Source organism: Actinopolyspora mortivallis (assembly GCF_003001495.1).
GTDB lineage: Bacteria > Actinomycetota > Actinomycetes > Mycobacteriales > Pseudonocardiaceae > Actinopolyspora > Actinopolyspora mortivallis_A.
Window position 1 is genome coordinate 1 of sequence record NZ_PVSR01000020.1, and the last position, 22,576, is coordinate 22,576.

The window sequence follows — 22,576 nt, forward strand, 5'->3', positions numbered from 1 at the left end:
CGCCCAGCCCCACTGCTCCCACCCGCTCAACTCCCCCGCCGGGGCGGTGGGGCTGTTCTGGTCCCAGGAGGTGCGGGCGCGGTTCACCGCCCCGGCGGGGGGGTTGAGCGGGTGGGAGCAGTGGGGCTGGGCGTGGGCGGTGCGTCACGGCTACGAGGAGGTCAACGCCTTCGTCGACGCTCAGCACCGGTGGGAGGGGTGAGTCCGGGCCGCGTTCGCCGTACGCGCTCGGAGCACGTGGCGGGTGTCCCGACACACGTGCCCCGAGCCTTGGACACCGCCTCCGTCCGGTTTCACTTGAGCAGCGAGCGGGCCATGACCATGCGCTGGATCTGGTTGGTGCCCTCGTAGATCTGGGTGATCTTCGCATCGCGCATCATGCGCTCCACGGGGAAGTCGCGGGTGTAGCCTGCCCCGCCGAACAGCTGCACCGCGTTGGTGGTGACCTCCATGGCCACGTCGGAGGCGTAGCACTTGGCCGCGGCGGAGATGAATCCCAGGTTGCCTTCCTCGCGTTCGGCCCGCGCGGCGGAGACGTAGATCATGTGTCGGGCCGCCTCGATCTTCATGGCCATGTCGGCGAGCATGAACTGGACACCCTGGAAGTCGGCGACGGCCTGGCCGAACTGTTTGCGTTCCTTGACGTAGTCCACGGCCGCGTCGAGGGCTCCCTGGGCGATGCCGAGGGCCTGGGCGCCGATGGTGGGGCGGGTGTGGTCCAGGGTGCGCAGCGCGGTCTTGAAGCCGGTTCCCGGTTCGCCGATGATCCGGTCGGCGGGGATGGTGCAGTCGTTGAAGTGGATCTCCGCGGTGGGGGATCCCTTGATGCCGAGTTTCTTCTCCTTGCCACCGACCTCGAATCCGGGGTCGTCGGCGTGCACCACGAACGCGCTGATCCCGTTGGGTCCCTTGTCGGGGTCGGTGACGGCCATGACCGTGTACCAGCTGGACTCGCCGCCGTTGGTGATCCAGCACTTGGTGCCGTTGAGCACCCAGGTGTCGCCGTCCCGGTGGGCCCGGGTCTTCATCGAGGCGGCGTCCGATCCGGCCTCGCGTTCCGAGAGGGCGTAGGAGGCGGTGCACTCTCCGGAGGCCACCGAGGGCAGCACCTGGTGCTTCAGTTCCTCGGAGGCCGACAGCAGGATGGGCATCGTGCCGAGCTTGTTCACCGCCGGAATCAGCGAGGAGGAGGCGCACACCCGGGCCACTTCCTCGATGACGATGCAGGTGGCCACCGAGTCCGCCCCCTGGCCGCCGTAGGCCTCCGGCACGTGCACTCCGGCGAAGCCGGATTTCGCCAGGGCCTCGAAAGCCTCCCTGGGGTAGCGTTCCTGCTCGTCGCACTCGGCGGCGTAGGGGGAGATCTCCTTCTCGGCCAGTGCTCGTACCGCCTCCCGGAGGGCTTCGTGCTCGTCGGAGAGCTGGTAGGTGTCGAAACTCGAATCCACGCGGTTCCTCCTGCGCAGCGGAGCGGCTCGGTGTTTTCCGAGCTGTTCTCGAACAAACTACTGGCATCCAGTGCCATAAAAGGGGATGCGACTCGCATCCTAGCGGCACTGCGTGCCACCGGCAATCGTGGCCTGCTACATTGCGGGCCATGCCCGAGGGGAGCTCCACCGACCGGAAACCCCGCGCCGCCCGCACGGCCGGACAGCGACGTCGCCTCCGTAGTGCCCTGGCGGTGGCGGCGCTGGACCTGTTCGCCACCAAGGGCTACGACGCCACCACGGTGGAGGACATCGTCGAGGCCGTGGGCGTCGGACGACGCACCTTCTTCCGCTACTTCCGTTCCAAGGAGGAGGTGGTGTTTCCCGACCACGACGAGCGTCTCACCGAGGTCGTCAACGACCTGGAGCGCTCGGGAGCGGAGGAACCGCCGATGCGGGCCGTGCGCCGCACGGCGGAGCGGGTGCTGGAGATGTACCTGGCCGAGCCGGAGATCTCGCTCAAACGTTTCGAACTGACCAGGCAGGTTCCCTCGCTGCGCGACCGCGAGATCGTCAGCATCGACCGCTACCAGCGCGTGTTCGCCCGCTACCTGAGGCAGCGCTACGCGGGAACGCCCGAGGCGGACTTACGGGCGGCGGTGGAGGCCGCCAGCGTCGTGGCCACCCACAACCACGTGCTGCGGCGCTGGTTGAAGAGCGGGGGCACCTTCGACGCGCACGAGGCGCTGCGCCGCGCACTCGCCGAGGTGGGGATGGGTGGGGAAAGCCACCAGCTCGGCTCCGAGGGGGAATCCGATCAGGTGGTGGTCGGGGTGCTGCGCACCCGCGCCTCGGCCGAGACGGTGCGGGACCGGATCGAACGGGCCCTCGGCGACCTTCCCGGGCGGGAGTGAGTCCGCCCGCTCCTGAGGGCGGTTCAGTCCTTTCCGCGCGGCCCGGTGCGAGGGCAGCGGCAGGGATCGTCCAGCACCTCCTCGACGATGATGTTCGCCCCACCCCGCACGGCGGCGGTGAATCCGAACGCCGAGGCGGTGACGGGGCACGCCGCCTCCTGTCCCGCCACGGCCCGTGCCCGTAACTCCCGAGTGGCCCGCGGGAGCACGTGGGCAGCGACCATTGCGAAGTAGCCGCCCAGTACCACGAGGCTCGGATTGAACAGGTTGACCACGATCGAGATGCCGACGCCGAGCCAGTGTCCGACCTCGTCGAGACCGGACAGAGCCCGTGGATCGCCCTCCTCGGCGCGTCGCAGCAGAATCCGCGCCTGACGGGCGGGATCCCGTCCGGTGCCGATCAGGTCCGGAGCGGCGGCCCGCACCGCCGCCTCCAGGCCGATCCGGGTTTCCAGACAACCGCGCTGGCCGCACCCGCAGGCCCGCCCGTGGGCGACGACCGGCACGTGGCCGATCTCCCCGGTGAAACCGGCCGAACCGCGTAACAGTCGTCGTCCGGTGACCACTCCCGCGCCGACACCGACCTCGCCGGTCAGCGACACCAGATCGTCCACCGTGTTGTCCGGCCGGTTGAACTCGGCCAGTGCGGCCAGGTTGGCCTCGTTGTCGACGACGACCGTGTGCCGCTCGTCCAGGGCCAGCCACCGGCGCAGCCACGAGGTGATCGGCACGTCCCGCCAGAGCAGGTTCGGGGCGTGGCGCACGGTCCCGCTCGGAACATCCACGATGCCCGGCACCGCCACACCGATCCCGGCCAGCCGCGTACCGGAGCGTTCCACCTCGCCGAGGACCTTGCCGGCCAGCCGCGCCAGTTCGCCCACGGCCTGTTCGGCACCGGCCCGGGGCGTGTCGAAATCCATCCGGCGTTCGGAGAGCACGCGACCGGCGAGATCGACCCCTCGCACGGCCAGATAGTGGGCGTTGACCTCCACTCCCAGGGCCGCCACCGTGCTGCCGTCCAGTTCCAGCAGTCGCCCCGGACGTCCCACACCGCCCGCGTGGTGCCGGCCGCTTTCCCGGAGCAGTCTCCGCTCGATCAGCTCGGTGACGAGACCGGACACCGTGGCCTTGCTCAGCCCGGTACGTGTGGCCAGCTCACTCCGGGAGCGAGCTCGGCAAGCACGGACCTCCTCCAGCACGCGGACGAGGTTGTTCCGACGTACCGTGTGCTGGTCGAGGCGTTCGTCGTCGGTTCCCGTGCCGGGCCCGTCCCTGCCGTGCACGCAGCTCTCCCCTCGTTCAGTGGGGCGAACAAACTAGCGCGGAACACACCGGGCTGTCACGACTGCGTGGTCTCACCCTCGCAGCAGTCGTCGGCCCGGCCTGCGCCGTCCGGTGTGAGCGTCGGAGCGCAGCATCCGTCTCCGCGCCAGGCCTGGAGACCTTCCCGGACCGCGACCGCGGCGATGACCAGTGCCACCGCCGGATCGGCCCAGCTCCAGCCGAAGGCGGCGTTGAGCAGCAGCCCGACCAGCAGTACTCCGGACAGGTAGGTGCACAGCAGGGTCTGTTTGGAGTCGGCCACCGCGCTGGCCGATCCGAGCCTGCGACCGGCGAAGCGTTGGGCCAACGACAGACCGGGCATGATCATCAGCGACAGGGCGGCGAGCACGATTCCCACCGGCGAGGACTCCGCACCGGCCCCGCCCGCCAGGGAGCGCACGGCCTCCACGGTGACGTAACCGGCGAGCACGAAGAACGACACGGCGATGATCCGCAGTGCTCTGCGTTCCCGCGCCTGACGGACAGCCGCCTGGCGGGCCGAGAACTGCCAGGCCACCGCGGCCGCCGAGGCCACCTCGACCGTCGAGTCCAGGCCGAAGCCGATCAGTGCCGTCGAGGAGGCCAGCGCGCCGGCGGTGATCGCCACCACGGCCTCGATCACGTTGTAGCTGATCGTGGCCGTCACCAGCAGTCGGATCCGACGCGACAGGACCGCCCGTCGAGCGGCGTCCGGGGCGCTGCGCGTCGACGGGGGTGGGGCACAGCATCCGTCCGAACATTCCGGGTCGGTGGCCCGGGTCGGTGTGCCGTGGGGGCCGGACTCGCTCATGGCCGCACCACCCCTCCCTCGGCGGAGGGAACCGTGCTCGTGTCCTCCTCGGAGCAGAACTCGCCCGGTTCCACGGCCAGCACCACCCGCACCAGTTCCCGCAGAGCCCGGGCCAGGTGCGCGTCGGCCAGCGCGTAGCGAACCTGACGTCCCTGGTAGGTGGCAACCACCAACCCACAGCCCCGCAGGCACGACAGGTGGTTGGACACGTTCGAGCGGGACAACCCCAACTGCTCGGCCAGCTGCCCCGGGTAGTGCTCCCCGTCGAGCAGGCGCACCAGGATCCGGCAGCGTGTCGGGTCGGCCAGGGCCCGGCCCAGTCGGGCCAGCACGGCCTCCCGCGTCTCACTCGTCAGCATACGCAAAACAATACATCAAACAGTGAACTAAGTCGTGCTCTCCCCGGAGAGCAGCACGGGAGTGCGGCCCGGATCCCGTGGACTTGCGACACCCCTGCCGGGGTGCGGGACTCGAACGCCCCGGAAACGGCACCCCCCCCCCCGCGGAGGTAAGGAGACGCCGTTCCTGCTGGGCAGCACGTGTCCTTTCGGGAACGTCCCAGCGCTGTACGGGGGAGGACGTCCCGGGAAATAGGATTGCGCCGCCGATGAACACAGCTCGGCTCTTGTCAGGACACCCCGGAGAACTTCCGTGGTGACGTCGTTCAACCATCGGTTACCGAAAGGTGATCATGTCCTCCGAAACGATCGGTTTCGCACTCCTGTTGCTGGGAGTGCTGTTGCTCGTGGCCAAGCTCGTCCGGGTGAAATGGCGGCTGGCGCAGAGACTCTTCCTTCCCGGATCGATCATCGGTGGGGGGATCGCGTTGCTGCTCGGTCCCGACGTGTTCGGCAGGATCGCCGCGGCGTTCGGTACCGACCGGTTCACCGAGGGAGGGCTGTTCGGAACCGAGATCCAACAGGTCTGGTCGACCCTGCCGGGACTGCTCATCTCGGTGGTGTTCGCCGGGCTGTTCCTCGGAAGACGGATGCCGAAGGCGCGCGAGGCGGGACGGATGGCCGGTCCCCAGATCGCCTTCGGACTGACCCTCAGCAGTGGCCAGTACGTGTTCGGACTGCTGCTGGCCCTGGCGGTGCTGACTCCCGTGTTCGGGCTCCCCCCGCTGACGGGGGCTCTCATCGAGATCGGTTTCGAAGGGGGCCACGGGACTGCGGGAGGTCTGGGGGAGACCTTCGCCGAATTCGGTTTCGCCGAGGGACAGGACCTGGCGCTCGGCATGGCCACCATCGGCCTGCTCATGGGTATCGTGCTGGGTATCGTGCTGATCAACTGGGGAGTGCGCCGGGGGCACGCCACCGAACTGCGCGCGGACGCCGCCCCGTCGGTGGCCGAACGCATGGGACTGGTCGAGCGGGAGAACCGGCGTTCTGCGGCCACACTGACGGTGCATCCCTCGTCCATCGAGCCGTTGACCCTGCACTTCGGTGTGCTGGCGCTGGCGATCATCATCGGCCAGCTGCTGCTGTGGGGGCTGCAACTGCTGGAGAACGCGCTGTGGGTGGACACCATCGAGATCTTCGGCTACGTTCCCCTGTTCCCGCTGGCGATGCTCGGGGGGATCCTGCTGCAGGTGGTGATCAACCGCTTCGACCGGGCCCAGATCATCGACAGGCTCATGATCGAGCGTATCCAGGGGTTCGCGCTGGACATGCTCATCATCGCCGCCATGGGCACACTGTCGCTGGACGTGATCGCCCACAACATCGTGCCGTTCCTGCTACTGGCCGCCGTGGGCATCGTCTGGTCGCTGGGAGCGTTCCTGCTGCTGGCCCCCAGGATGCTGCCGGACTACTGGTTCGAACGCGGAATAGGTGACTTCGGGCAGTCCATGGGTGTCACCGCGACCGGACTGATTCTCATGCGCATCGCCGACCCGGAGCTGCGCACCCCCGCCTACCCTGCCTTCGGCTACAAACAGCTGGTGTTGGAACCGTTCTTCGGGGGAGGTCTCGTCACGGCCGCGGCCATCCCCCTGATCGTCCAGTTCGGCCCCGTGCCGCTGCTGGTGGTCATGGCCGTTGTCTTCCTCGTCGCCCTGTTGTCCGGGGTGCTGTACTTCGGACGTCGCGGTGCCCCCGCCGACACGGAGGCCGAGGCCCCGCGGTGACACGGTTCCGGTGTCGGTCCCGCCGCTCGCACTCGGCGGGACCGACATCGGCGCCGCCGGGCATGAACGACGGGACGCGGGCGGCTGATTGAACAGGCCCTGAAGAAAACCCCGCCGAACTACGATGTCCGCCCACGACCGAATTCGATTTTCTCCGCCGCACCCGGTGCTCCTACGACACCGCGGCCTACGACTACGCCGAGTGGATCCGGGACGAGCTGGCGGCCAAACCTCTGGACCGCGCGGTGCTCGGCGGATTCGCCGAGCTCGCGCGCAGCGCGGACGGCCCCGTGGTCGACGTCGGCTGCGGCCCCGGCCGGGTGACCGCTCATCTGGACACCCTCGGCCTGCCGGTGTTCGGGATGGACCTGTCGCCCGAGATGGTCGCAGAGGCGCGGAGGAGACACCCGACGCTGCGTTTCGACGAGGGCTCGATGCTCGCTCTGGAGTACGAAGACGGCTCCCTCGGAGAGATCGTGGCCTGGTACTCGATCATCCATGTTCCGGACGAGCACCTGCCGGCGGTCTTCGCCGAGTTCCGTCGGGTCCTGACTGCCGGTGGTTTTCTCCAGCTCGCCTTCCAGACGGGAGAAGGGATCAAGCACCGGACCGAGGCGGCCGGGCACGCGATCTCGCTCGACTTCCACCGGCGGCGACCCGAACGGGTGGCTGAGCTGCTGGAACGGGCCGGGTTGTCCGTGCGGGCCCGACTGCTGCGTGAACCCGACGAGGAGGGGGACTTTCCCGAGGAAACACCGCAGGGGTTTCTGCTCGCCCGGAAACCGCTCGGCGACCGCGGAGCGTGACAAGCCACGGTGGTTGCCCTGGTCGTTGTCGTAACCCGCCCGGATCGCGGTTGCATCCTGCATCCCACTACGGGCTTACCGTCGCGTGGCAGGAGACAGGACCACGACGAAGGGACCATGGGGTGCAGGTGAGGACGAACCGGGCGGCCCGCGACACGAAGAGCGGGCCCACCGCGCACCGGTTGGTGACCGGTCTCGGCTGGGGCGCGGTCGCGACGGTACTCATGAGCGTGGTGATGTTCCTCGGCACCGCTGTCGGCGTGGCACCGGTGCCGAGACCCGTTCCGGTGGCTCTGACGAGCCAGACCGTGGGCACACCGTCGCAGCAGGTGTTGCTGTTGTTGGCCGGTTTCGCCCACCTGAGCTACGGAGCTGTGGCGGCGGCGGTGCTGGCCGGCTCGGTCCGCCGGGTGTCGGTCCGGGCCGGGATCGGCCACGGCGTGCTGCTGTGGGCGCTGATGGGGCTGGTGTGGCTGCCCTACCTGGGATGGGGGCTGTTCGGGATCGCCGTGAGCCCGCGGGTCGCGGTGGCGACGCTGGTACCGCACCTGGTCTACGGCACCACGGTGGGGTTGGGGATCGACCGACACCGTGCGCTTGGAGCGGACACCATAACCGGAAGGGGACACCGATGACGAACGAGGAGACGAACGGATGCTCCTGCTGCGGACCGGTCCTCGGCACCGTCCCGGTCGGGCGAGCGGAGTCGTGCGCGGTCCCCACCGGGTGGCCCGCCGGCACGGACGAGCGAGGGACGAGCGCTGTCCGCCGGGGTGTCGGGCGAGATCGCGGAGCGGAGGAGGGGGCCGACCCCACGGGTTTCCTGCGAAGCGGCCAACTCGCCAAGGCCGCCGGGGTGAACCCCCAGACGCTGCGCTACTACGAGCGGCGCGGGTTGTTGGCCGAACCCGAACGCAGCCCGGGGGGACACCGGCTCTATCCACCGCGGGCGGTCACCACGCTGCGGGTGATCAAAGCAGCACAGCGGCTGGGCTTCAGTCTCACCGAGGTCGCCGAGTTGCTCGCGGCGGGGCACCACGGTGGCCGTTCCGGAGCGGGACTGCGTCGGCACGCGCAGGACAAACTGGCCGAAATCGAGGTCCGGATCGCCGACCTGAACACCCTGCGGGACGCGCTGGCCGAGGCGGTCGAGGCCGGCTGTGACGACCTCCTCGCATGCGGCACCAGCCCGAGTTGCCCGCTGCCGTTCGCCGAGGTCACCGAGCAACGGTGACCATGACCGGTCCCGTCGCCGAACTCCCCGGCGGCCGCGGAGCCGGCCCGCCTCCGCCCGTGGTCGCCGGCCGCGGCGGTGGCGGCACCGAGGTCACGATCTCGTGTGATCAACGACAAAGTCTGGCCCATTCGGTGTTGCGAAATTGGAGTCACGGTGCCAGAATAAGTGCCGTAAGGCGATGAGGGACAAGCGAACCGGAGGTGGTCACAGGCCTCGTTCCTCGTTCTCGCTTTCCGTTCCGGGTCGGTCGACGGTCGGGACGTGGACCTCGTCTTCGTTCCCGACTGACTCGTCGGACCCACACTTCCCTGTGCTGGTGATCGAAACCGTTCCGGCATTGCTTGGTTGTGTGTGGAAAGGAGTTCGCTGAGATGACCACGGCATTCGACCCGCTGTTCCGGGACCTGAACAGGTTGGCCACCGAGGTGTTCGGCAGCAACCGTGCTCCGCAGTCGATGGCCATGGACGCCTACCGCTCCGGGGACAACTACGTGGTCGAGTTCGACCTCCCCGGCATCGACCCGAGCAGCCTGGAGGTCAGCGCCGAGAACCGCACGTTGACCGTCCGGGCCGAGCGCGGCACGGGCAACCGTGGCGAGGAGGTCGACTACATCGCCGCCGAGAGGCCGAGGGGCACCTTCTCGCGTCAGCTCTCGCTTGGTTACGGGCTGGACGTGGACAACATCAGCGCCACCTACACCGACGGGGTGCTGACCGTGACCCTGCCCGTGGCCGAACAGGCGAAACCGCGGCAGATCAAGGTCGATCACGGCGGAGACCGCAAGGTCATCGAGGGAGGTAACAGCTGACCACCGCTCTTTCTCCGGCACGGGGTGATCCCGGTTCCAGTGATCAGGAGCGGCCATGTCCGAAGCACGACCCACCGACCGCGCAGACAGGGCGTTCGACGACGCCGACTACCCCGCCTACACGATGGGACGTGCTTCGGAGATTCTCGGGGTCACCCCTGACTTCCTGCGCAGCCTGGACAACACGACCGGGCTGTTGACGCCGGCGCGTTCCGAGGGAGGTCACCGCCGATACAGCCGGGCCCAGCTGCGTCTGGCGGCCCGGGTGCGCGAGCTCCTCGACCAGGGCCACACCGTGCTGTCGGCAGTGTGCCGCATCGCCGAACTCGAACGCGACCTGGAACAGACCCGAGCCCGGCTCGCCGAGTTCGACCACGCTCACAGCCCCGAGCAGAACCCCTCCGAGTGAGAGAGCCGATCACCGCGTGTAGTCGTCCGGACACCCGGGAGCAGTGCCCTCCGGTGCCCGCGAGCGCGGCACGGACGAGGCCTAGAGTGGTTGCCCGTCCGGAAAACGACGGTCGTGGTGTGCGAGGTGTGTGGTGCACGGGGAGTACAAGGTTCCCGGAGGGAAGCTGGTCGCCGCCGACGTGGAGGTGACCGAGGGGCGACTGAGCCGGGTACGGGTCAGCGGTGACTTCTTCCTGGAGCCGGACGAGGCCCTGGACGAGATCAACGGTTCCCTGGTCGGGGCCGCGGCGAACGCGGACGTGGACACCCTGGCCTCGTTGGTGCGCGCGGGTACGGACCCGCAGGCCCGCATGGTGGGGTTCACCCCCGAGTCGGTGGCCGTGGCGGTGCGACGGGCGGTAACCGGCTCGACCGGCTGGTTGGACCACCGGTGGTTGTCGGTCAGGGAGCCGGCCCGTTCACCGTTGATGCACATGGCCCTGGACCAGGTGCTGGCCGAGGAGGTCGCGGCCGGGCGCCGGAGCCCCACGCTGCGCTTCTGGGAGTGGTCGGACCCCTCGGTGATCATCGGCAGTTTCCAGTCGGTCCGCAACGAGGTGGACCTGCCCACCGCCGAGCACCACGGCATCGAGGTGGTGCGTCGGATCACCGGCGGGGGCGCCATGTTCGTCGAACCCGGCAACACGGTCACCTACTCGTTGTACGCACCGAAGTCGCTGGTGGCGGGCATGTCGTTCGCCGACTCCTACGCGTTCCTGGACGACTGGGTGCTGGAGGTGTTGCGGGAGCTGGGGCTGAACGTGTGGTACCAGCCGTTGAACGACATCACCTCCGACGGGGGCAAGATCGGCGGTGCCGCGCAGAAGCGGGTCTCGGCCGGGGCCGTGTTGCATCACGTGACGATGTCCTACGACGTGGACGCGGAGAAGCTGGGGCAGGTGCTCCGGGTCGGCGGGGTGAAGCTCTCCGACAAGGGGGTGGGCAGCGCCGTCAAACGTGTCGACCCGTTGCGACGTCAGACCGGCCTGGACCGGCAGACCGTGATCGACAGGCTGGAGTCGGGTTTCCGGTCCCGCTACGGGCTGGTCGCCGACGGGATCACCGCCGCCGAGGAACAACGCGCCGAGGAACTGGTCGCCACGAAGTTCGCCACCTCCGAGTGGCTGCACCGGGTGCCCTAGGCCCCGTGACGACGATCCTCGTGCTCACAAAGCTGGGGGCGTCCCGCAGCCGGTCGTCCACAAAGATCCATCTGGGCTGCGCGAAGCCTCCCCTATTGAACAGCCCTAGCTAGACGCGCTTTGCGGCGTGGACGCGCTCCGGTCGGCACCCCGTGCGGTGAGTTCGTCGAGCAGTCGCAGCGCGGCCTCGGAGGAGGAGTCGGGTTCCGCACTGAACAGTTCGAGCCGCTGGTCGGGGCGGTCCGGCTGATGCAGGGCCTCGAAGGTCAACGTGATCGGTCCGACCAGCGGGTGGTGGAGATGCTTGTGTCCGAACGTGCAGTCGCGGACGCGCCGGTGTTGCCACAGCTGGGCGAATCGCGGACTCTTCATGCACAGTTCACCGATCAACTCAGCCAGCTGGGCGTCGTCTTGGTAGCGCCCGGCCACCAGCCGTAGATAGGCAACCTGGGCACGGGCCTCGTCCTCCCATCTTGAGTACAGCTCGTGAGTGTGCGGGTCGAGAAAGATCATGCGCGGCAGGTTCGGCCTGTCCTCGTTGCGATTGGGGCTGTCCTGGTCGAGGTGTCCGGCCAGCAGCGCGTGCCCGAGCCGGTTCCACGCCAGGATGTCGTTGCGGCGCCCGATGACCATGGCGGGAACACCGTCCATGGCGTTCAGTAGTTGGTGCATCCGGGGACGGACCGTTTCGGTCGATGGCGTGGCCGGACTGTGGTGCCGCCGTGCGGGCTGAGCGAGGTCGCTGAGATGTGCCCGTTCGGTGCTGTCCAACCGCAGTGCTGCGGCGATCGCGTCGATGACCTCGTGCGACGCGTTGCGGCTTTTCCCCTGTTCCAGGCGGGTGTAGTAAGCCACGCTGACCCCGGCAAGTTGTGCCAGCTCCTCACGGCGCAAACCGGGAACCCGGCGTCGTGTGCCGTAGGAGACCAGTCCGATGTCCGCTGGCTGCAACTGTGCGCGCCTGCTACGCAGGAACTCGCTCAAGTCGACGGGTTCACTCATGCCGCCAGTTTTCCCGGGGTGGCCGTGCGACGAAAGCTCCGAACCTGTCCCCACCGATGACAGGAACGGCGGTCCTGGGCACAGCAGGGGCTGGTTAGCAGCTGTGACCAGCGGCAATGTCGTTGGCGAAGACAGAGAGGACTTGCCGTGAGCGTGGTCTCACGCCGAATGAACAGGAGAAGGAAAAGTGCCCGACACCACCCGCAAAGCCGTTGTAGCCGGCGGTAACGGCGTGACCGGCCGAGCGATCATCCAGCACCTGGAAACGCTTCCGTGCTGGGAAACCGTGGGCCTGTCCCGGAGAGAACCAGAGTTCGGAACGAACTCCCCGTTCGTGGCGGTAGACCTCCTCGATCGTCACGATGTTGAGGAGAAGCTCTCCGGCATCACCGATGCCACCGATCTCGTCTACGCCGCCTACCAGCCACGTCCGAGCTGGGCCGAACTGGTCGAGCCGAATATGGTGATGCTGCGCAACGTGGTGGAGATTCTGGAGAAGGCGTCACCGAAGCTGCGGCATGTCACGCTCATCCAGGGCGGGAAGGTGTACGGCTCCCATTTGGGACCGTATCGGACGCCGGCCCGAGAAGACGATTCCCGGCACCTGCCGCCTGAGTTCTACTATGATCAGGAGGATTACCTTCGAAGCCGCGCCGACGAGGGGGGCTGGACCTGGTCGGCGTTGCGTCCCGACGCGATCGCCGGATTCGCCGTGGGCACCCCGATGAACCTGCTCATGGTGATCGGCGTGTATGCCGCGATCTGTCGCGAACTCGGGGTGCCCTTCCGGTTCCCGGGCAAGCCCGGGGCCTATCGAGCGTTGACCCAGGTCACAGACGCTCGGATCGTTGGCCAAGCGGTGGAATGGGCGGCGACCGAGCCCTCGGCGGCCGGCGAAGCGTTCAACGTGACCAACAGCGACCCGATGCGTTGGGAACACGTGTGGCCACAGCTGGCGGAACACTTCCGCGTTCCCCGCGCTGATCCGCTGCCATTCAGCTTGACCGAATTCATGGCCGACAAGACAGCGGTCTGGAACCGCATCGTCGAACGCCACGGACTCCGGCCCTACCCCTTTGATCGAGTGGCATCATGGTGGTTCGGCGACTTTGTGTTCGGAATGGACTACGACAACATCTTTTCCACTGCGAAGATCCGCCAGCACGGCTTCACCGGCGGCATCGACACGGAACGAATGTTCACTGAGCTGTTCACCGAACTCGTCAAACAACGGGTCCTGCCACCCGGCATCGAGCCGTCCTAGCTTATCGCTGTTCTTCCTCATCAGGGTAATGCGAGGTCGGGTCGTGGACCTCGTATCCGCCGGCACGTAGCGCGTTGACGACGGTATCGAGGTGGCTGATGTTGAACAGCACGGTCACGCTGGGCGCCAGCACGCGAGCACCGATTTGGCCGTCCGTGCCTCGTGGTGGTGCCGGCACAGCGGGGGTCCGTCGCAGGTCGAGGTGTACTCAGAGGCACCGGACTCCGAGCTGGCACTGGAACACGCCGCGACTTACAGTGGGGAAATGTGGTTTCGGCCGATGCGACCGAGGTCATATTTCCCGGATCAGTATGTCGAAGGAGACGCTTATGCTCTGGTACTGCCGCTTTCGCTGGAACGAGGGAACCCGCGCTGAGGACGTTCGGCGTCGCGTCATCGAACAGCACGAAGCCGGGACAAACAACCCGGAAAAAATCAAGGGTTGGTACAATCTTGCCGGAGGTGGATCAGGTTTCCTGCTGATCGAAAGTGACGACCCGAACGAGATCACCGAGATTCTCCAGCCTTATATGGATCTGGTGAGCTGGGATGTTCACGCGATCTACGAACTACCGTACACCAAGACGGTCGAACGGTTCCGTCAACAGTTGCACGCTGCCGTATGAGGAAAGATGCCCCTGGCACACTGCCCACCGAACCAGGATAATTCGAGTAACTCCAGGGTGTTCGATCGGATGAGAACGTGATCCGGTAGTGCACGGGCGGGCGTCTTCACCAATCGCACTTGCCGAGTCTGACCGTGACATCGCGGGGACGACGTACGATGTGGTCGGATCACGCTGAACGTTCTTGCCTGTTCCCGGGGAGATTTCCCGACCTGTTGCCGCAGCGAGGTCGTCATACTCGCTGTCGCCGCACATGATGCACCGTGCCAGGGCCGGTATTTCAGAGTCGACACGACGGGGCAAATGAGACGTCCGGGTGAACGGGGGCGTGTCAGTGTATTCCCGTGCACGCCGCAGAGGGAAACAGGGGTTCGATCGAGAATCCAGATGATCTTTTTCGACGATTACGAAAACGGAAAAAAATTCGGGAGTATGCATGAACGAAGACGGGGAACACGTGGTCGTGGGCGTGGACGGTTCCGAGAACTCTCGAGAGGCTTTCCGCTGGGCAGTACGCTATGCGGAGAAGGTGGGCGGACACATCACCGCCTTGATCGCTTGGTCACATACTGCTCTCTACGGAGTGGGGGCACTCACGCTGGAGGAGAAGGGGATCGACCAAGCTGCCGAGGACACCCTGTCACGGTTGGTCAGTGAGAACCTGAGCGGTCTGGACAGCCATGTGACGGTCACGCAGAAGGTGCGGCGAGGAATTCCCGCACAGATGTTGGTGAACGAAGCGGAGAACGCTGACCTGCTCGTCGTCGGCAGCAGGGGACACGGAGGGGTGTCCGGGGCGTTGCTCGGATCCGTCAGCCAACACTGTGTCCATTACTCTCCATGTCCGGTCGTGGTCGTCCGCTACCGGGCGAACAGCTCCACGGGGCAGTAAGAATCGCGATCCGAAGCGTTGTGCGAAAGAGATCACGACGTGGGAAGCGCTCCGACCACTTCCGTGGTGAGGTGGGTGCGTTTACGGCGCAGCCACACCTTGCGGGAGCCGTCGGAGTACAACAGCACCCGGGACAGTTCCCACCCGGCGAACTCGGCGTGGATGCTCAGCCGGGTGGCCGCGCTCAACCGGGAAATCCCGGGAGGCAGCCGCAGGGGAAAGTACTCCCAGTCCGGGTCGGCGGAGAAGGTGTCCTCGGTCGGCGTCACTTCCGCACCACCTGTAGTCCGTCTCCGGTCGCCGAAGCGACGTAGCGGGTTCCGGTCTTCGGGTCCACCGCGACCGCTTCGGGTTGGCGGACCGTGGGGACGCGGTGGGTCTCACGAGGCTGTCCCCCGGTCACGTCGTAACCGACGAGCTCGTTGCGGGCGGTCAGCGTGACCCAGGCCAGATCCCGACCCGGATCGTAGGCCAAGGCGAAGGGAGACCCCTTCGCCGGGTAGCGCTGTTTCATGATCAGCGGTTCGGTGGCGAAGGCCATGATCTCCTCCCCCCGGGTGTCAACGAGCAGGACGCGCCCGAATTCGTCGGTCACCGCCCGGGTCGCCCCCTCCCCGGCGCGCAGCGCGGGGAGTTTCTCCGCCGTTTCGATGTCGAGCGGGGTCACCGAGGTGGTGAGCTTGTCCACCACCACCACGGTGGAGCCGCGGCGCAGCAGGGTGTCGGCTCCGGGAAACCCCTCGGCGCGGTGCTGGACGTCGCCGTCCCGCAGGACGGCGACGTCCTCGGCCCCGGGGCGGGAGACGAAGAGGCGGTCCCCGACGGGCAGGGCGTCGGAGGGGTGCCCCCGCACGGGGGTGCGGGTGAGTTCACCGCTGTCGACGTCGATGTCGACGACCACCTCGGCCTCGGGTAACGCCGCCAGCAGACCTCTGCCTCCGTCGAGGGGGCGCAGGGAGGCAGCCGGAGCGGGCAGCTCGATCGTCCGGGCGGGGGAACCGAGCTCACGGGTGTCGACCAGGGTGACGCTGGCCTGCCCGGCCCCGGCCAGGGCGAGCAGGCCGGTGGCGGGCAGGTAGACGGCGTGGTCGGCGGGTGGTGCGGGCACCACCCTGCCCGCCGGTGTGGTCTCCGGGGAGGGAGCCGGTGCGGGGGTCGCGGAGGTGAGCTCGTCGGTCACCTGCAGGGGCCGCGAGTCGCCGCCACCGGTACAGGCGCTCAACAGCAGAGCCGATGTGGTCAGGCACGCGGCGATGAGACGTCGCAACGGTGACCTCCCTGGAGGACGAGCTGGCACGTCGGTGTCGACGTGCTTCCAGGATCCCGCACGAGCGTGGTGGGCGGCGCCGGGGTGTCCCTCAGGGCTGGGGGAGGGCACTGACGTCGTCGAGAGCGGCCTGGATGGCCGGGGGCAGCGTCACCTGCTCGCAGTCGAGGCAGCTTTTGAGCTGTTCGGTGGTGCGGGCACCGAGGACCGGGCTTCCGACGCCGGGGCGGTCCCGGATCCAGGCCAGGGCCACCGCCGCGGGGGAGGTTCCGAGCCCGTCGGCCGCGGTGGCGAGCGCGTGCACGATGCGCCCGGCTCGGGGGGTGCGGTGGTGGGTGATGTAGGGGGCCATCTCCGGGTCGGCGGCTCGGGAGTCGGTGGGGGTCTCGGTACGGTACTTGCCGGTCAGCACGCCCCCGGCGAGGGGGGAGCAGGGCAGCAGGCTGACGTGGTGGTGGCGGGCGGCGGGCAACAGTTCGTGCTCGGGAAGGCGTTGCAGCAGGGAGTACTCGGTCTGCACGCAGGCCAGGGGGATACGCCCGGCGGCGGTGCTCTGCAGCGCGGCCATGGTGGCCAGCTGCCACCCCCGCTGGTTGACCACACCGATGTAGCGGACTTTTCCACTGGTGACGGCGGTGTCGAGGGTGTCGAGGGTTTCCTCCAGCGGCACGGTGGAGTCCCAGCCGTGCAGCTGCCACAGGTCGATGTGGTCGACGCCCAGACGTCGTAGTGAACCGTGCAGCGAGTCCAGCAGGGCCGCGCGGGAGATCCGGGGGCCCGTGGTGGTGGCGATGAGCAGGTCGTCGCGGGCGACGGTGTCGTTGAGCAGACTCCCCAGCATCGTCTCGCCGTGTCCGTGCTGGTGGACGGGCGAGGTGTCGACCAGGGTTCCACCGGCCTGGTGGAACAGGGACAACTGCGCGGCGGCCTCCGCGACGTCGGTGCCGTTTCCCCACGTCATGGTCCCCAGGGCGAGCCGGGAGACGCGCATACCGGTGTTGCCGAGCTGTCGATAACGCACGGTGACTGATCGTATTCCTCCGGTGTCGGACGTGCCGAACAACGCGCGGCCACGCGGCGAACACACAGTGAATGATTCACATCACTTGTTGTGCCGCTGGGTGAGGAGGCGACGTCCGCTTGTGGCTCAGCGTGTCCGCAGTAGGTCCGATTCATCCGGTGACCTGCCCCGTTGTGTGCGTGACCACGGTCAACGGCCCGCCACTACCCCTGTTCGGGTCATGCTGCAAGATTTCCGGCAGCAAGAGGCCGTTACAGGGTGCTCCGAAACGGGGCGCGAGATTCGACTGTGTGGAGTGGGTTTCGTTGACGTGGTTGCAGGCCGTGGTGCTTGCCCTGGTGCAGGGGCTGACCGAATTCCTGCCCGTCTCTTCCTCGGGGCACCTGCGGGTGGTTTCGCAGCTGCTGTTCGACGCCGACGCGGGCGCCTCGTTCACGGCGGTCACCCAGATCGGCACGGAACTGGCCGTGGTGATCTATTTCTTCGCCGACATCGCACGCCTGATCACGACGTGGTTCCGCGGCATGGTCGATCCCGAGGTGCGGCGGACCCAGGACTACCGGCTGGCGTGGTACGTGATCGTGGGCAGCATCCCCATCGGCGTTCTCGGATTCTTCTTCCAGGACCTCATCCGGGGGGCCTTGCGGAGTCTGTGGATCACCGCGACCACCCTGATCGTGTTCGGCCTGCTGCTGGGTCTGGCCGAACGGTACGGCCCCCAGCTGCGCAAACAGGCCGAGCTGCGTCTCAGCGACGGAGTGCTCATGGGCTGCGCCCAGGCACTGGCCCTGGTCCCCGGAGTCTCCCGCTCGGGAGGGACGATCACTGCGGGGCTCTCGCTGGGGCTGGACCGTCCCACCGCCGTGCGGTTCTCGTTCCTGCTGGCGATCCCCGCGGTGTTCGCGGCGGGCCTGTTGGAGTTGGGCCACGTTTTCGATCCGGGTGGGCCGGGACTGCAACCCAGTGGAGCGCAGATGCTCGTGGCGACGGTGCTGGCCGGTCTGGTCGGCTACGCCTGCATCGCCTGGCTGTTGAAGTACGTGGAAAAGCACAGCGTATACCTGTTCGTGTGGTGGCGTGTGCTGGTGGGGCTCGCCGTGTACCTGTTGCTCGGTTTCGGCGTGTTGCAGGCGTGAGGATCCGGTTCGTGCTTCGGATGTGAGCGGCCTCGCACCGGATGCCCGGTTCGGAACGGCGCATCCGTATGCTCGGTGCCGTGGCAACGGTGATTCTGCTGCGGCACGCACGTTCGACCGCCAACGGCACGGGCACTCTCGCGGGACGCAGTCCCGGTGTCGGCTTGGACGAGTCCGGCCGCGCCCAGGCGGCCGGACTCCTCGACCGGCTCGCCCAGGTGCCGCTGCGGGCGGTGCTGGCCTCCCCGCTGCAACGGTGCGTGGAAACGGTCACCGGGCTGGCCACCGCCCGATCCCTGCCGGTGGAGACCGACGAGGGGTTGTCCGAGGTCGACTACGGTGAGTGGACCGGACGCCGGTTGGAGGAACTCGCCGAACAACCGCAGTGGCGTGTGGTACAGCAGCACCCCTCCGCGGCCGTGTTCCCGGGAGGGGAGGGGCTGGCCCAGGTCCAGGCGCGGGCCGTGGCGGCGGTGCGCGGTCACGACACGCGGTTGTCCTCCGAGTACGGGCCCGAGACGGTGTGGCTGGTCTGCACCCACGGCGACGTGATCAAAGGGGTGTTGGCCGACGCCCTGGGGCTGCACCTGGACGGTTTCCAGCGGATCGTGGTCGAGCCGTGCTCGCTGAGCGTGGTGCGCTACACCGAGACCCGACCGTTCGTGCTGCGGATCAACGACACCGGCGCGGACCTGTCCGGGCTGATCCCCTCCGGGGAGGACGGTTCCGCCTCCGGTGCCGCCGTGGTGGGGGGAGCCAGCGGGCGGTGAACACGGCGTGTGGCCACCCCGTGTGCGACCTTCCCGCCTTCCTCGGGGGGTGGTGGTCGCTGTGGCGGGTGATCTCGGATCCGGACGGCACCCGGATGGGCGAGTTCGACGGCTCGGGTTCTTTCCGCGCCGTCGACGACGTGCTGGTCTACGAGGAGCAGGGCACCCTGCGGCTGGGCGACTACCGCGGGAACGCCTTCCGGAGTCTGCGGTACCACGTGACCGGACCCGGACGGGCGGAGGTGTACTTCGACTACGGGGGGTTCTTCCACACGCTCGATCTGCGTAGCGGGCACTGCAGGACCCACCATCCGTGTCGTGACGACCTCTACCAGGGCGAGTTCGGTGTGGCCGACGAGAACCGGTGGTGGCAGCGCTGGGTGGTCTCCGGCCCCACGAAGAACCACGTGCTGCACACCGTCTTCACCCGCAGCGATCGGATCCGCGTCGAGGGGGAGAGCTGAGTGGTCCGGAACTCGGTCGAGCTCAGATCAGCCGCCGAGATCGGGTGCATGCGTCTGGCCGGTCGTGCCGTGGCCGAGGCACTGCGCCACACGACCGAACACCTCGTGGCCGGAACCACCGGAGTGGAACTGGAGAGCCTGGCGCGGACGGTGCTGCGGGACCACGAGGCCGTCCCGGCGCTCGACCACCAGGACACGGGGGAGAACACCGCCCTGGCCCTCGCGCCGAACGAGGTCGTCCGTGGCCGTGTTCCCGACACCGGGCGTGTGAACCGGAACGATCTCGTCACGGTGGAATGCGCGGGCCGGGTCCACGGCTGGTGCGCCTGGGCGGCGGTCACCGTCTCCGTGGGACCGGAAACCGAGGCCGTGCTGCGGGCTCGGGACACGGCGCAGGAGGCGCTGCGCAGCGCCGTCGCCGTGAGCACCGTCGGGAACCGGCTGGGTGACGTGTCCTGGGCGTTGGGGCTGGCGGCCCGGGGCGCCGGATACGGGATACCGGTCTCGTGCGGGCACGGTATCGGCCGTTTCGTTCGGGAGCCGCCCACGATTCCGCGTACCGGCGAACGGGGGACGGGACTGTCCCTGCGGCCGGGGACGGTGCTCACACTGGTCTCCGCGTTGGCGCAGGGCGGTGCCGACGGGTGCCGGCACGGCTCCGGGAACGCGGTGGAGACCGTGGACGGAAGTCCCTGTTTCCTGCTCGGGCACACGGTGGCGGTGGATGAGCACGGTCCCCGGGTGCTGACGGCGCTCTGAAGTCGTGCCGGGCGGCACCGACAGCAGTCGGTTCCCTAGCGCAGGATCCCCACGGCTCCGTACACGTTGCCGCGCCGGGCCTCCTGCTCGGACACGGGACGGTCGGGCCGCCACAGCGGAGCGGGAACCACTCCCGGGTCCAACAGGGTGTAGCCGGGCATCAGCGCGGCCACTTCCTCCGGGGTACGCAGATGCAGGTTCGGGGTGGAGGTGTTCGCCAACAGGGCCCGGAGTCCGGCCACCTCCTCGTCACTGCGGGTCAGTTGGGCGTTGTTGGAGACCGCCAACGCACTGCCGGACACACAGGCGTCCCGATAGCGCGCGGCCAGCCCCGCCCCGTCGGTGGTGGGGATGATGTCCAGGATGCCGAAGGCGAGAACCGCGATCGGACGCGTGAAGTCCAGCAGCCCCGCCACCCCGGCAGCGTTGAGCACCACCTCGGGCTCGCACACGTCGGCCTCGGTCACTGTCACGCGCCACTCGTCCGGACCGAGCAGGTGCCGCGCGTGGTGGCAGGCGATGGCCTCCCAGTCCACATAGGCTACTCGTGCGGAGGGGTTGTGCTCGTGTGCGATCTCGTGCACGTTGCCGACGGTGGGCACCCCCGAACCGAGGTCGAGGAACTGGTCCAGGCCGTACTCGGTGACCAGGGTGCGGACCACCCGGCCGAGGAAGGCCCGGTTGGCCCAGCAGTAGTCCAGCTCCTGCGGCGCGATGCGCAGTGCCTGCTCGGCCGTGTGTCTGTCCACGGCGAAGTTGGCGGATCCGCCGAGATGGTAGTCGTACATCCGTGCGATGTTGGGCTGGTTGAAATCCGCGTGCGCCACCTGGGCGGCCAACTCCGCGTCACGAGACATACACGCAGCCTAACCGTCCACGTTGGTGGTTACCAACACGCTGCGGGAAACCGTCCTCGAGGTTGCCCACGGCGAAAGGACGCCGGAATCCACGGGGGACGACCCGTGGGTGTGTGTGGAGGAAGACGTCGGATCCGACGGCGACGAGGAATCTCGGCGTCCTTTTTGGGCACTAGGTCCGGATGTCGGTGTTGAGGACGTCACGTTTCCTGCCGGAAACGGGTCTCGGATCTCGTCGACGCGGAATAATCGACGGGAAAGTGGCAGTAATGCCAGGTTTTTCGGATGTGGCTGTGAGGAACTATGCCCCGCCATTTCGCGTTCATGGCGCCCCCCTTCGACGGACACGTGAATCCGACGCTGCCGGTGGTGGAGGAGCTGGTCCGGCGCGGACACCGGATCACCTACGCCACCGGGGACCGCAAGCTGGAAACGGTGCGTGCCAGCGGGGCCAGGCCCGTGGACCTCGGTCTGGACTTCGCCCTGCCCAGCCACTCGTTCGACCGGATCACCCCCGAGATGATGGCGGAGATGACCCACCGCTTCCTCGACCACGTGCGTGATTCGTTCCCCTTCCTGCGGGAGCATTTCGTCGCCGACCCGCCGGAAGCGGTGTGTCACGACATGATGATGCCCGCCGGCCCCATGCTGGCCGATGTTCTCGGGGTCGCCCAGGTGGCCCTGGTGCCGAACTTCGCCGCCAACGAACGGTTCTCGTTGGCGAAGACGTTTCTGCCCGAGGACTTCGACACCGAACACCCGGCGCTGCGTGAGGTGGAGCGGAGCCGACTGGAGCTGGCCGAACAACTCGGTGTCACTCCGCCGGGACCGTTGTTCTCGCCGCAACCGGCCGGGCTGAACCTGGTGTTCGTCCCCCTCCAGTTCCAGTACGCGGCCGAGACCTTCGACGACCGGTTCCGTTTCCTGGGGCCCTCCCTCGGCAGCAGGGCGCGGAACGAATCCTTCACTCGCCGTGACCCCGAGGCCCCGCTGTTGTTCGTCTCCCTGGGCACCGCGTTCAACAACCGCCCCGAGTTCTACCGCCGCTGTCTGGAGGCCTTCGGCGGAACCACCTGGGAGGTGGCCATGTCCGTGGGTGAACGGGTGGACCCGGACGAGTTGGGCCCCCTGCCGGACAACGTCGACGTACGGCCCCGGTTCCCCCAACCCGCGGTGCTCGAACACGCCGACGTGTTCCTGTCACACACCGGGATGAACTCCACGATGGAGGCGCTGTACCACGGGGTTCCCCTGGTGGCCTATCCGCAGATGCCGGAACAGCGGGCCAACGCCGAACGGGCCGAGCAACTCGGCCTGGCCCGCATCCTCCCCGAGGAGGCCTCCGCCTCGACACTGCGGAGAACGGTGGAGGAGGTGGCCGGTGACGAACGGATGCGGGCCGTGGCCACCGCCACCAGCCTCGGCGTGCGCAGCGGCGGCGGGGCGGTGGCCGGTGCCGACGCCCTGGAGGCGCATCTGGCGCGGTGAACCG

At 68.0% G+C, this 22,576-nt stretch carries 26 protein-coding genes and 1 pseudogene; 17 read left to right on the forward strand and 10 right to left on the reverse strand.

Translation table 11 applies throughout. The annotated features are described in order from the left end of the window. Window positions 1–202: pseudogene (locus tag CEP50_RS12080) on the forward strand (hypothetical protein); the annotation flags it as partial. A 91-nt stretch (window positions 203–293) separates the two neighbouring features. On the opposite strand, the gene CEP50_RS12085 reads toward CEP50_RS12080, so the two are convergent. Beyond that, complete coding sequence (locus tag CEP50_RS12085; protein WP_106114052.1) at window positions 294–1,448, reverse strand: acyl-CoA dehydrogenase; 1,155 nt, start codon at window positions 1,446–1,448, stop codon at window positions 294–296. Window positions 1,449–1,597: 149 nt separating this feature from the next. Between CEP50_RS12085 and CEP50_RS12090 the strand changes: the two genes are divergently transcribed. Beyond that, window positions 1,598–2,341 (forward strand): TetR family transcriptional regulator, encoded by a 744-nt coding sequence (locus tag CEP50_RS12090; RefSeq protein WP_106114053.1) that lies wholly within the window; start codon window positions 1,598–1,600, stop codon window positions 2,339–2,341. A 23-nt stretch (window positions 2,342–2,364) separates the two neighbouring features. On the opposite strand, the gene CEP50_RS12095 is transcribed toward CEP50_RS12090, so the two are convergent. The 3 genes from CEP50_RS12095 to cmtR are packed head-to-tail and all read right to left on the reverse strand — an operon-like array spanning window position 2,365 to window position 4,813. Further along, the gene (locus CEP50_RS12095; protein ID WP_106114054.1) at window positions 2,365–3,624 is read right to left on the reverse strand and encodes an ROK family transcriptional regulator; all 1,260 of its coding nucleotides are present in this window, start codon (window positions 3,622–3,624) and stop codon (window positions 2,365–2,367) included. Between the two features lie 56 nt (window positions 3,625–3,680). Further along, window positions 3,681–4,454 (reverse strand): cation transporter, encoded by a 774-nt coding sequence (locus CEP50_RS12100; protein WP_106114055.1) that lies wholly within the window; start codon window positions 4,452–4,454, stop codon window positions 3,681–3,683. Then, window positions 4,451–4,813 carry a Cd(II)/Pb(II)-sensing metalloregulatory transcriptional regulator CmtR gene (gene cmtR, locus CEP50_RS12105; protein WP_106114102.1) on the reverse strand — a complete coding sequence of 121 codons (363 nt, stop codon included), beginning with the start codon at window positions 4,811–4,813 and terminating at the stop codon, window positions 4,451–4,453. Before cmtR ends, CEP50_RS12100 begins: the two co-directional genes overlap by 4 nt. Window positions 4,814–5,145: 332 nt before the next feature. Here cmtR and CEP50_RS12110 point away from each other — a divergent pair, with 332 nt between their 5' ends. The 7 genes from CEP50_RS12110 to CEP50_RS12140 all read left to right on the forward strand — a co-directional run bounded on the left by CEP50_RS12110 (window position 5,146) and on the right by CEP50_RS12140 (window position 11,026). Beyond that, a complete protein-coding gene (locus CEP50_RS12110; protein WP_106114056.1) occupies window positions 5,146–6,582 on the forward strand; it encodes a sodium/glutamate symporter in 1,437 nt (478 codons plus the stop codon). Window positions 6,583–6,827: 245 nt separating this feature from the next. Then, window positions 6,828–7,388, forward strand: coding sequence for a class I SAM-dependent DNA methyltransferase (locus CEP50_RS12115; RefSeq protein WP_258175178.1), 561 nt, complete (start codon window positions 6,828–6,830; stop codon window positions 7,386–7,388). Window positions 7,389–7,510: 122 nt separating this feature from the next. After that, complete coding sequence (locus CEP50_RS12120) at window positions 7,511–8,023, forward strand: hypothetical protein (protein WP_106114058.1); 513 nt, start codon at window positions 7,511–7,513, stop codon at window positions 8,021–8,023. Between the two features lie 188 nt (window positions 8,024–8,211). Next, window positions 8,212–8,622, forward strand: coding sequence for a MerR family transcriptional regulator (locus CEP50_RS12125; RefSeq protein ID WP_374957094.1), 411 nt, complete (start codon window positions 8,212–8,214; stop codon window positions 8,620–8,622). A 374-nt stretch (window positions 8,623–8,996) separates the two neighbouring features. Then, on the forward strand, window positions 8,997–9,434 hold the full coding sequence (locus CEP50_RS12130) for an Hsp20/alpha crystallin family protein (RefSeq protein WP_019854348.1): 438 nt from the start codon (window positions 8,997–8,999) through the stop codon (window positions 9,432–9,434). A 55-nt stretch (window positions 9,435–9,489) separates the two neighbouring features. After that, the gene (locus tag CEP50_RS12135; RefSeq protein ID WP_106114060.1) at window positions 9,490–9,843 is read left to right on the forward strand and encodes a MerR family transcriptional regulator; all 354 of its coding nucleotides are present in this window, start codon (window positions 9,490–9,492) and stop codon (window positions 9,841–9,843) included. 133 nt (window positions 9,844–9,976) lie between these two features. Then, entirely contained in the window at window positions 9,977–11,026 is a 1,050-nt protein-coding gene (locus CEP50_RS12140) for a lipoate--protein ligase family protein (protein ID WP_106114103.1), read from the forward strand. Window positions 11,027–11,131: 105 nt separating this feature from the next. Here the strand turns inward: CEP50_RS12140 and CEP50_RS12145 are convergent, their stop codons facing one another. Beyond that, the gene (locus tag CEP50_RS12145; RefSeq protein WP_106114061.1) at window positions 11,132–12,028 is read right to left on the reverse strand and encodes a helix-turn-helix domain-containing protein; all 897 of its coding nucleotides are present in this window, start codon (window positions 12,026–12,028) and stop codon (window positions 11,132–11,134) included. Between the two features lie 187 nt (window positions 12,029–12,215). Between CEP50_RS12145 and CEP50_RS12150 the strand changes: the two genes are divergently transcribed. Beyond that, window positions 12,216–13,292, forward strand: coding sequence for an SDR family oxidoreductase (locus CEP50_RS12150; RefSeq protein ID WP_106114062.1), 1,077 nt, complete (start codon window positions 12,216–12,218; stop codon window positions 13,290–13,292). A 1-nt stretch (window position 13,293) separates the two neighbouring features. On the opposite strand, the gene CEP50_RS20580 is transcribed toward CEP50_RS12150, so the two are convergent. Beyond that, window positions 13,294–13,425 carry a hypothetical protein gene (locus CEP50_RS20580; RefSeq protein ID WP_258175179.1) on the reverse strand — a complete coding sequence of 44 codons (132 nt, stop codon included), beginning with the start codon at window positions 13,423–13,425 and terminating at the stop codon, window positions 13,294–13,296. 196 nt (window positions 13,426–13,621) lie between these two features. On the opposite strand from CEP50_RS20580, the gene CEP50_RS12155 reads away from it, so the two are divergent. Together CEP50_RS12155 and CEP50_RS12160 are read left to right on the forward strand one after the other, a co-directional pair. Next, on the forward strand, window positions 13,622–13,918 hold the full coding sequence (locus tag CEP50_RS12155) for a DUF3303 domain-containing protein (RefSeq protein WP_106114104.1): 297 nt from the start codon (window positions 13,622–13,624) through the stop codon (window positions 13,916–13,918). A gap of 436 nt (window positions 13,919–14,354) precedes the next feature. Then, window positions 14,355–14,810, forward strand: coding sequence for a universal stress protein (locus CEP50_RS12160; protein ID WP_106114063.1), 456 nt, complete (start codon window positions 14,355–14,357; stop codon window positions 14,808–14,810). Window positions 14,811–14,842: 32 nt separating this feature from the next. Here CEP50_RS12160 and CEP50_RS12165 read toward each other — a convergent pair whose 3' ends face one another. The 3 genes from CEP50_RS12165 to CEP50_RS12175 all read right to left on the reverse strand — a co-directional run bounded on the left by CEP50_RS12165 (window position 14,843) and on the right by CEP50_RS12175 (window position 17,098). Continuing rightward, window positions 14,843–15,079, reverse strand: a complete 237-nt coding sequence (locus CEP50_RS12165; RefSeq protein WP_106114064.1) for a DUF5703 family protein — start codon at window positions 15,077–15,079, stop codon at window positions 14,843–14,845. After that, window positions 15,076–16,077, reverse strand: coding sequence for a YncE family protein (locus CEP50_RS12170; protein WP_106114065.1), 1,002 nt, complete (start codon window positions 16,075–16,077; stop codon window positions 15,076–15,078). Before CEP50_RS12170 ends, CEP50_RS12165 begins: the two co-directional genes overlap by 4 nt. 91 nt (window positions 16,078–16,168) lie before the next feature. Next, entirely contained in the window at window positions 16,169–17,098 is a 930-nt protein-coding gene (locus tag CEP50_RS12175) for an aldo/keto reductase (protein WP_106114066.1), read from the reverse strand. 305 nt (window positions 17,099–17,403) lie between these two features. Between CEP50_RS12175 and CEP50_RS12180 the strand changes: the two genes are divergently transcribed. The 4 genes from CEP50_RS12180 to CEP50_RS12195 all read left to right on the forward strand — a co-directional run bounded on the left by CEP50_RS12180 (window position 17,404) and on the right by CEP50_RS12195 (window position 20,227). Then, complete coding sequence (locus CEP50_RS12180) at window positions 17,404–18,234, forward strand: undecaprenyl-diphosphate phosphatase (RefSeq protein ID WP_258175180.1); 831 nt, start codon at window positions 17,404–17,406, stop codon at window positions 18,232–18,234. An 80-nt stretch (window positions 18,235–18,314) separates the two neighbouring features. Further along, complete coding sequence (locus CEP50_RS12185; protein WP_181188353.1) at window positions 18,315–19,004, forward strand: histidine phosphatase family protein; 690 nt, start codon at window positions 18,315–18,317, stop codon at window positions 19,002–19,004. Further along, on the forward strand, window positions 19,001–19,468 hold the full coding sequence (locus tag CEP50_RS12190; protein ID WP_106114069.1) for a DUF6314 family protein: 468 nt from the start codon (window positions 19,001–19,003) through the stop codon (window positions 19,466–19,468). Before CEP50_RS12185 ends, CEP50_RS12190 begins: the two co-directional genes overlap by 4 nt. After that, window positions 19,469–20,227: a M24 family metallopeptidase gene (locus CEP50_RS12195; RefSeq protein ID WP_106114070.1), complete on the forward strand. Its 759-nt coding sequence runs from the start codon at window positions 19,469–19,471 to the stop codon at window positions 20,225–20,227. It begins immediately after the preceding gene. Between the two features lie 35 nt (window positions 20,228–20,262). Here the strand turns inward: CEP50_RS12195 and CEP50_RS12200 are convergent, their stop codons facing one another. Beyond that, window positions 20,263–21,084, reverse strand: coding sequence for an SAM-dependent methyltransferase (locus CEP50_RS12200; protein ID WP_106114071.1), 822 nt, complete (start codon window positions 21,082–21,084; stop codon window positions 20,263–20,265). A 303-nt stretch (window positions 21,085–21,387) separates the two neighbouring features. Here CEP50_RS12200 and CEP50_RS12205 point away from each other — a divergent pair, with 303 nt between their 5' ends. Next, a complete protein-coding gene (locus tag CEP50_RS12205) occupies window positions 21,388–22,572 on the forward strand; it encodes a macrolide family glycosyltransferase (protein ID WP_106114072.1) in 1,185 nt (394 codons plus the stop codon). Window positions 22,573–22,576: the final 4 nt, after the last annotated feature.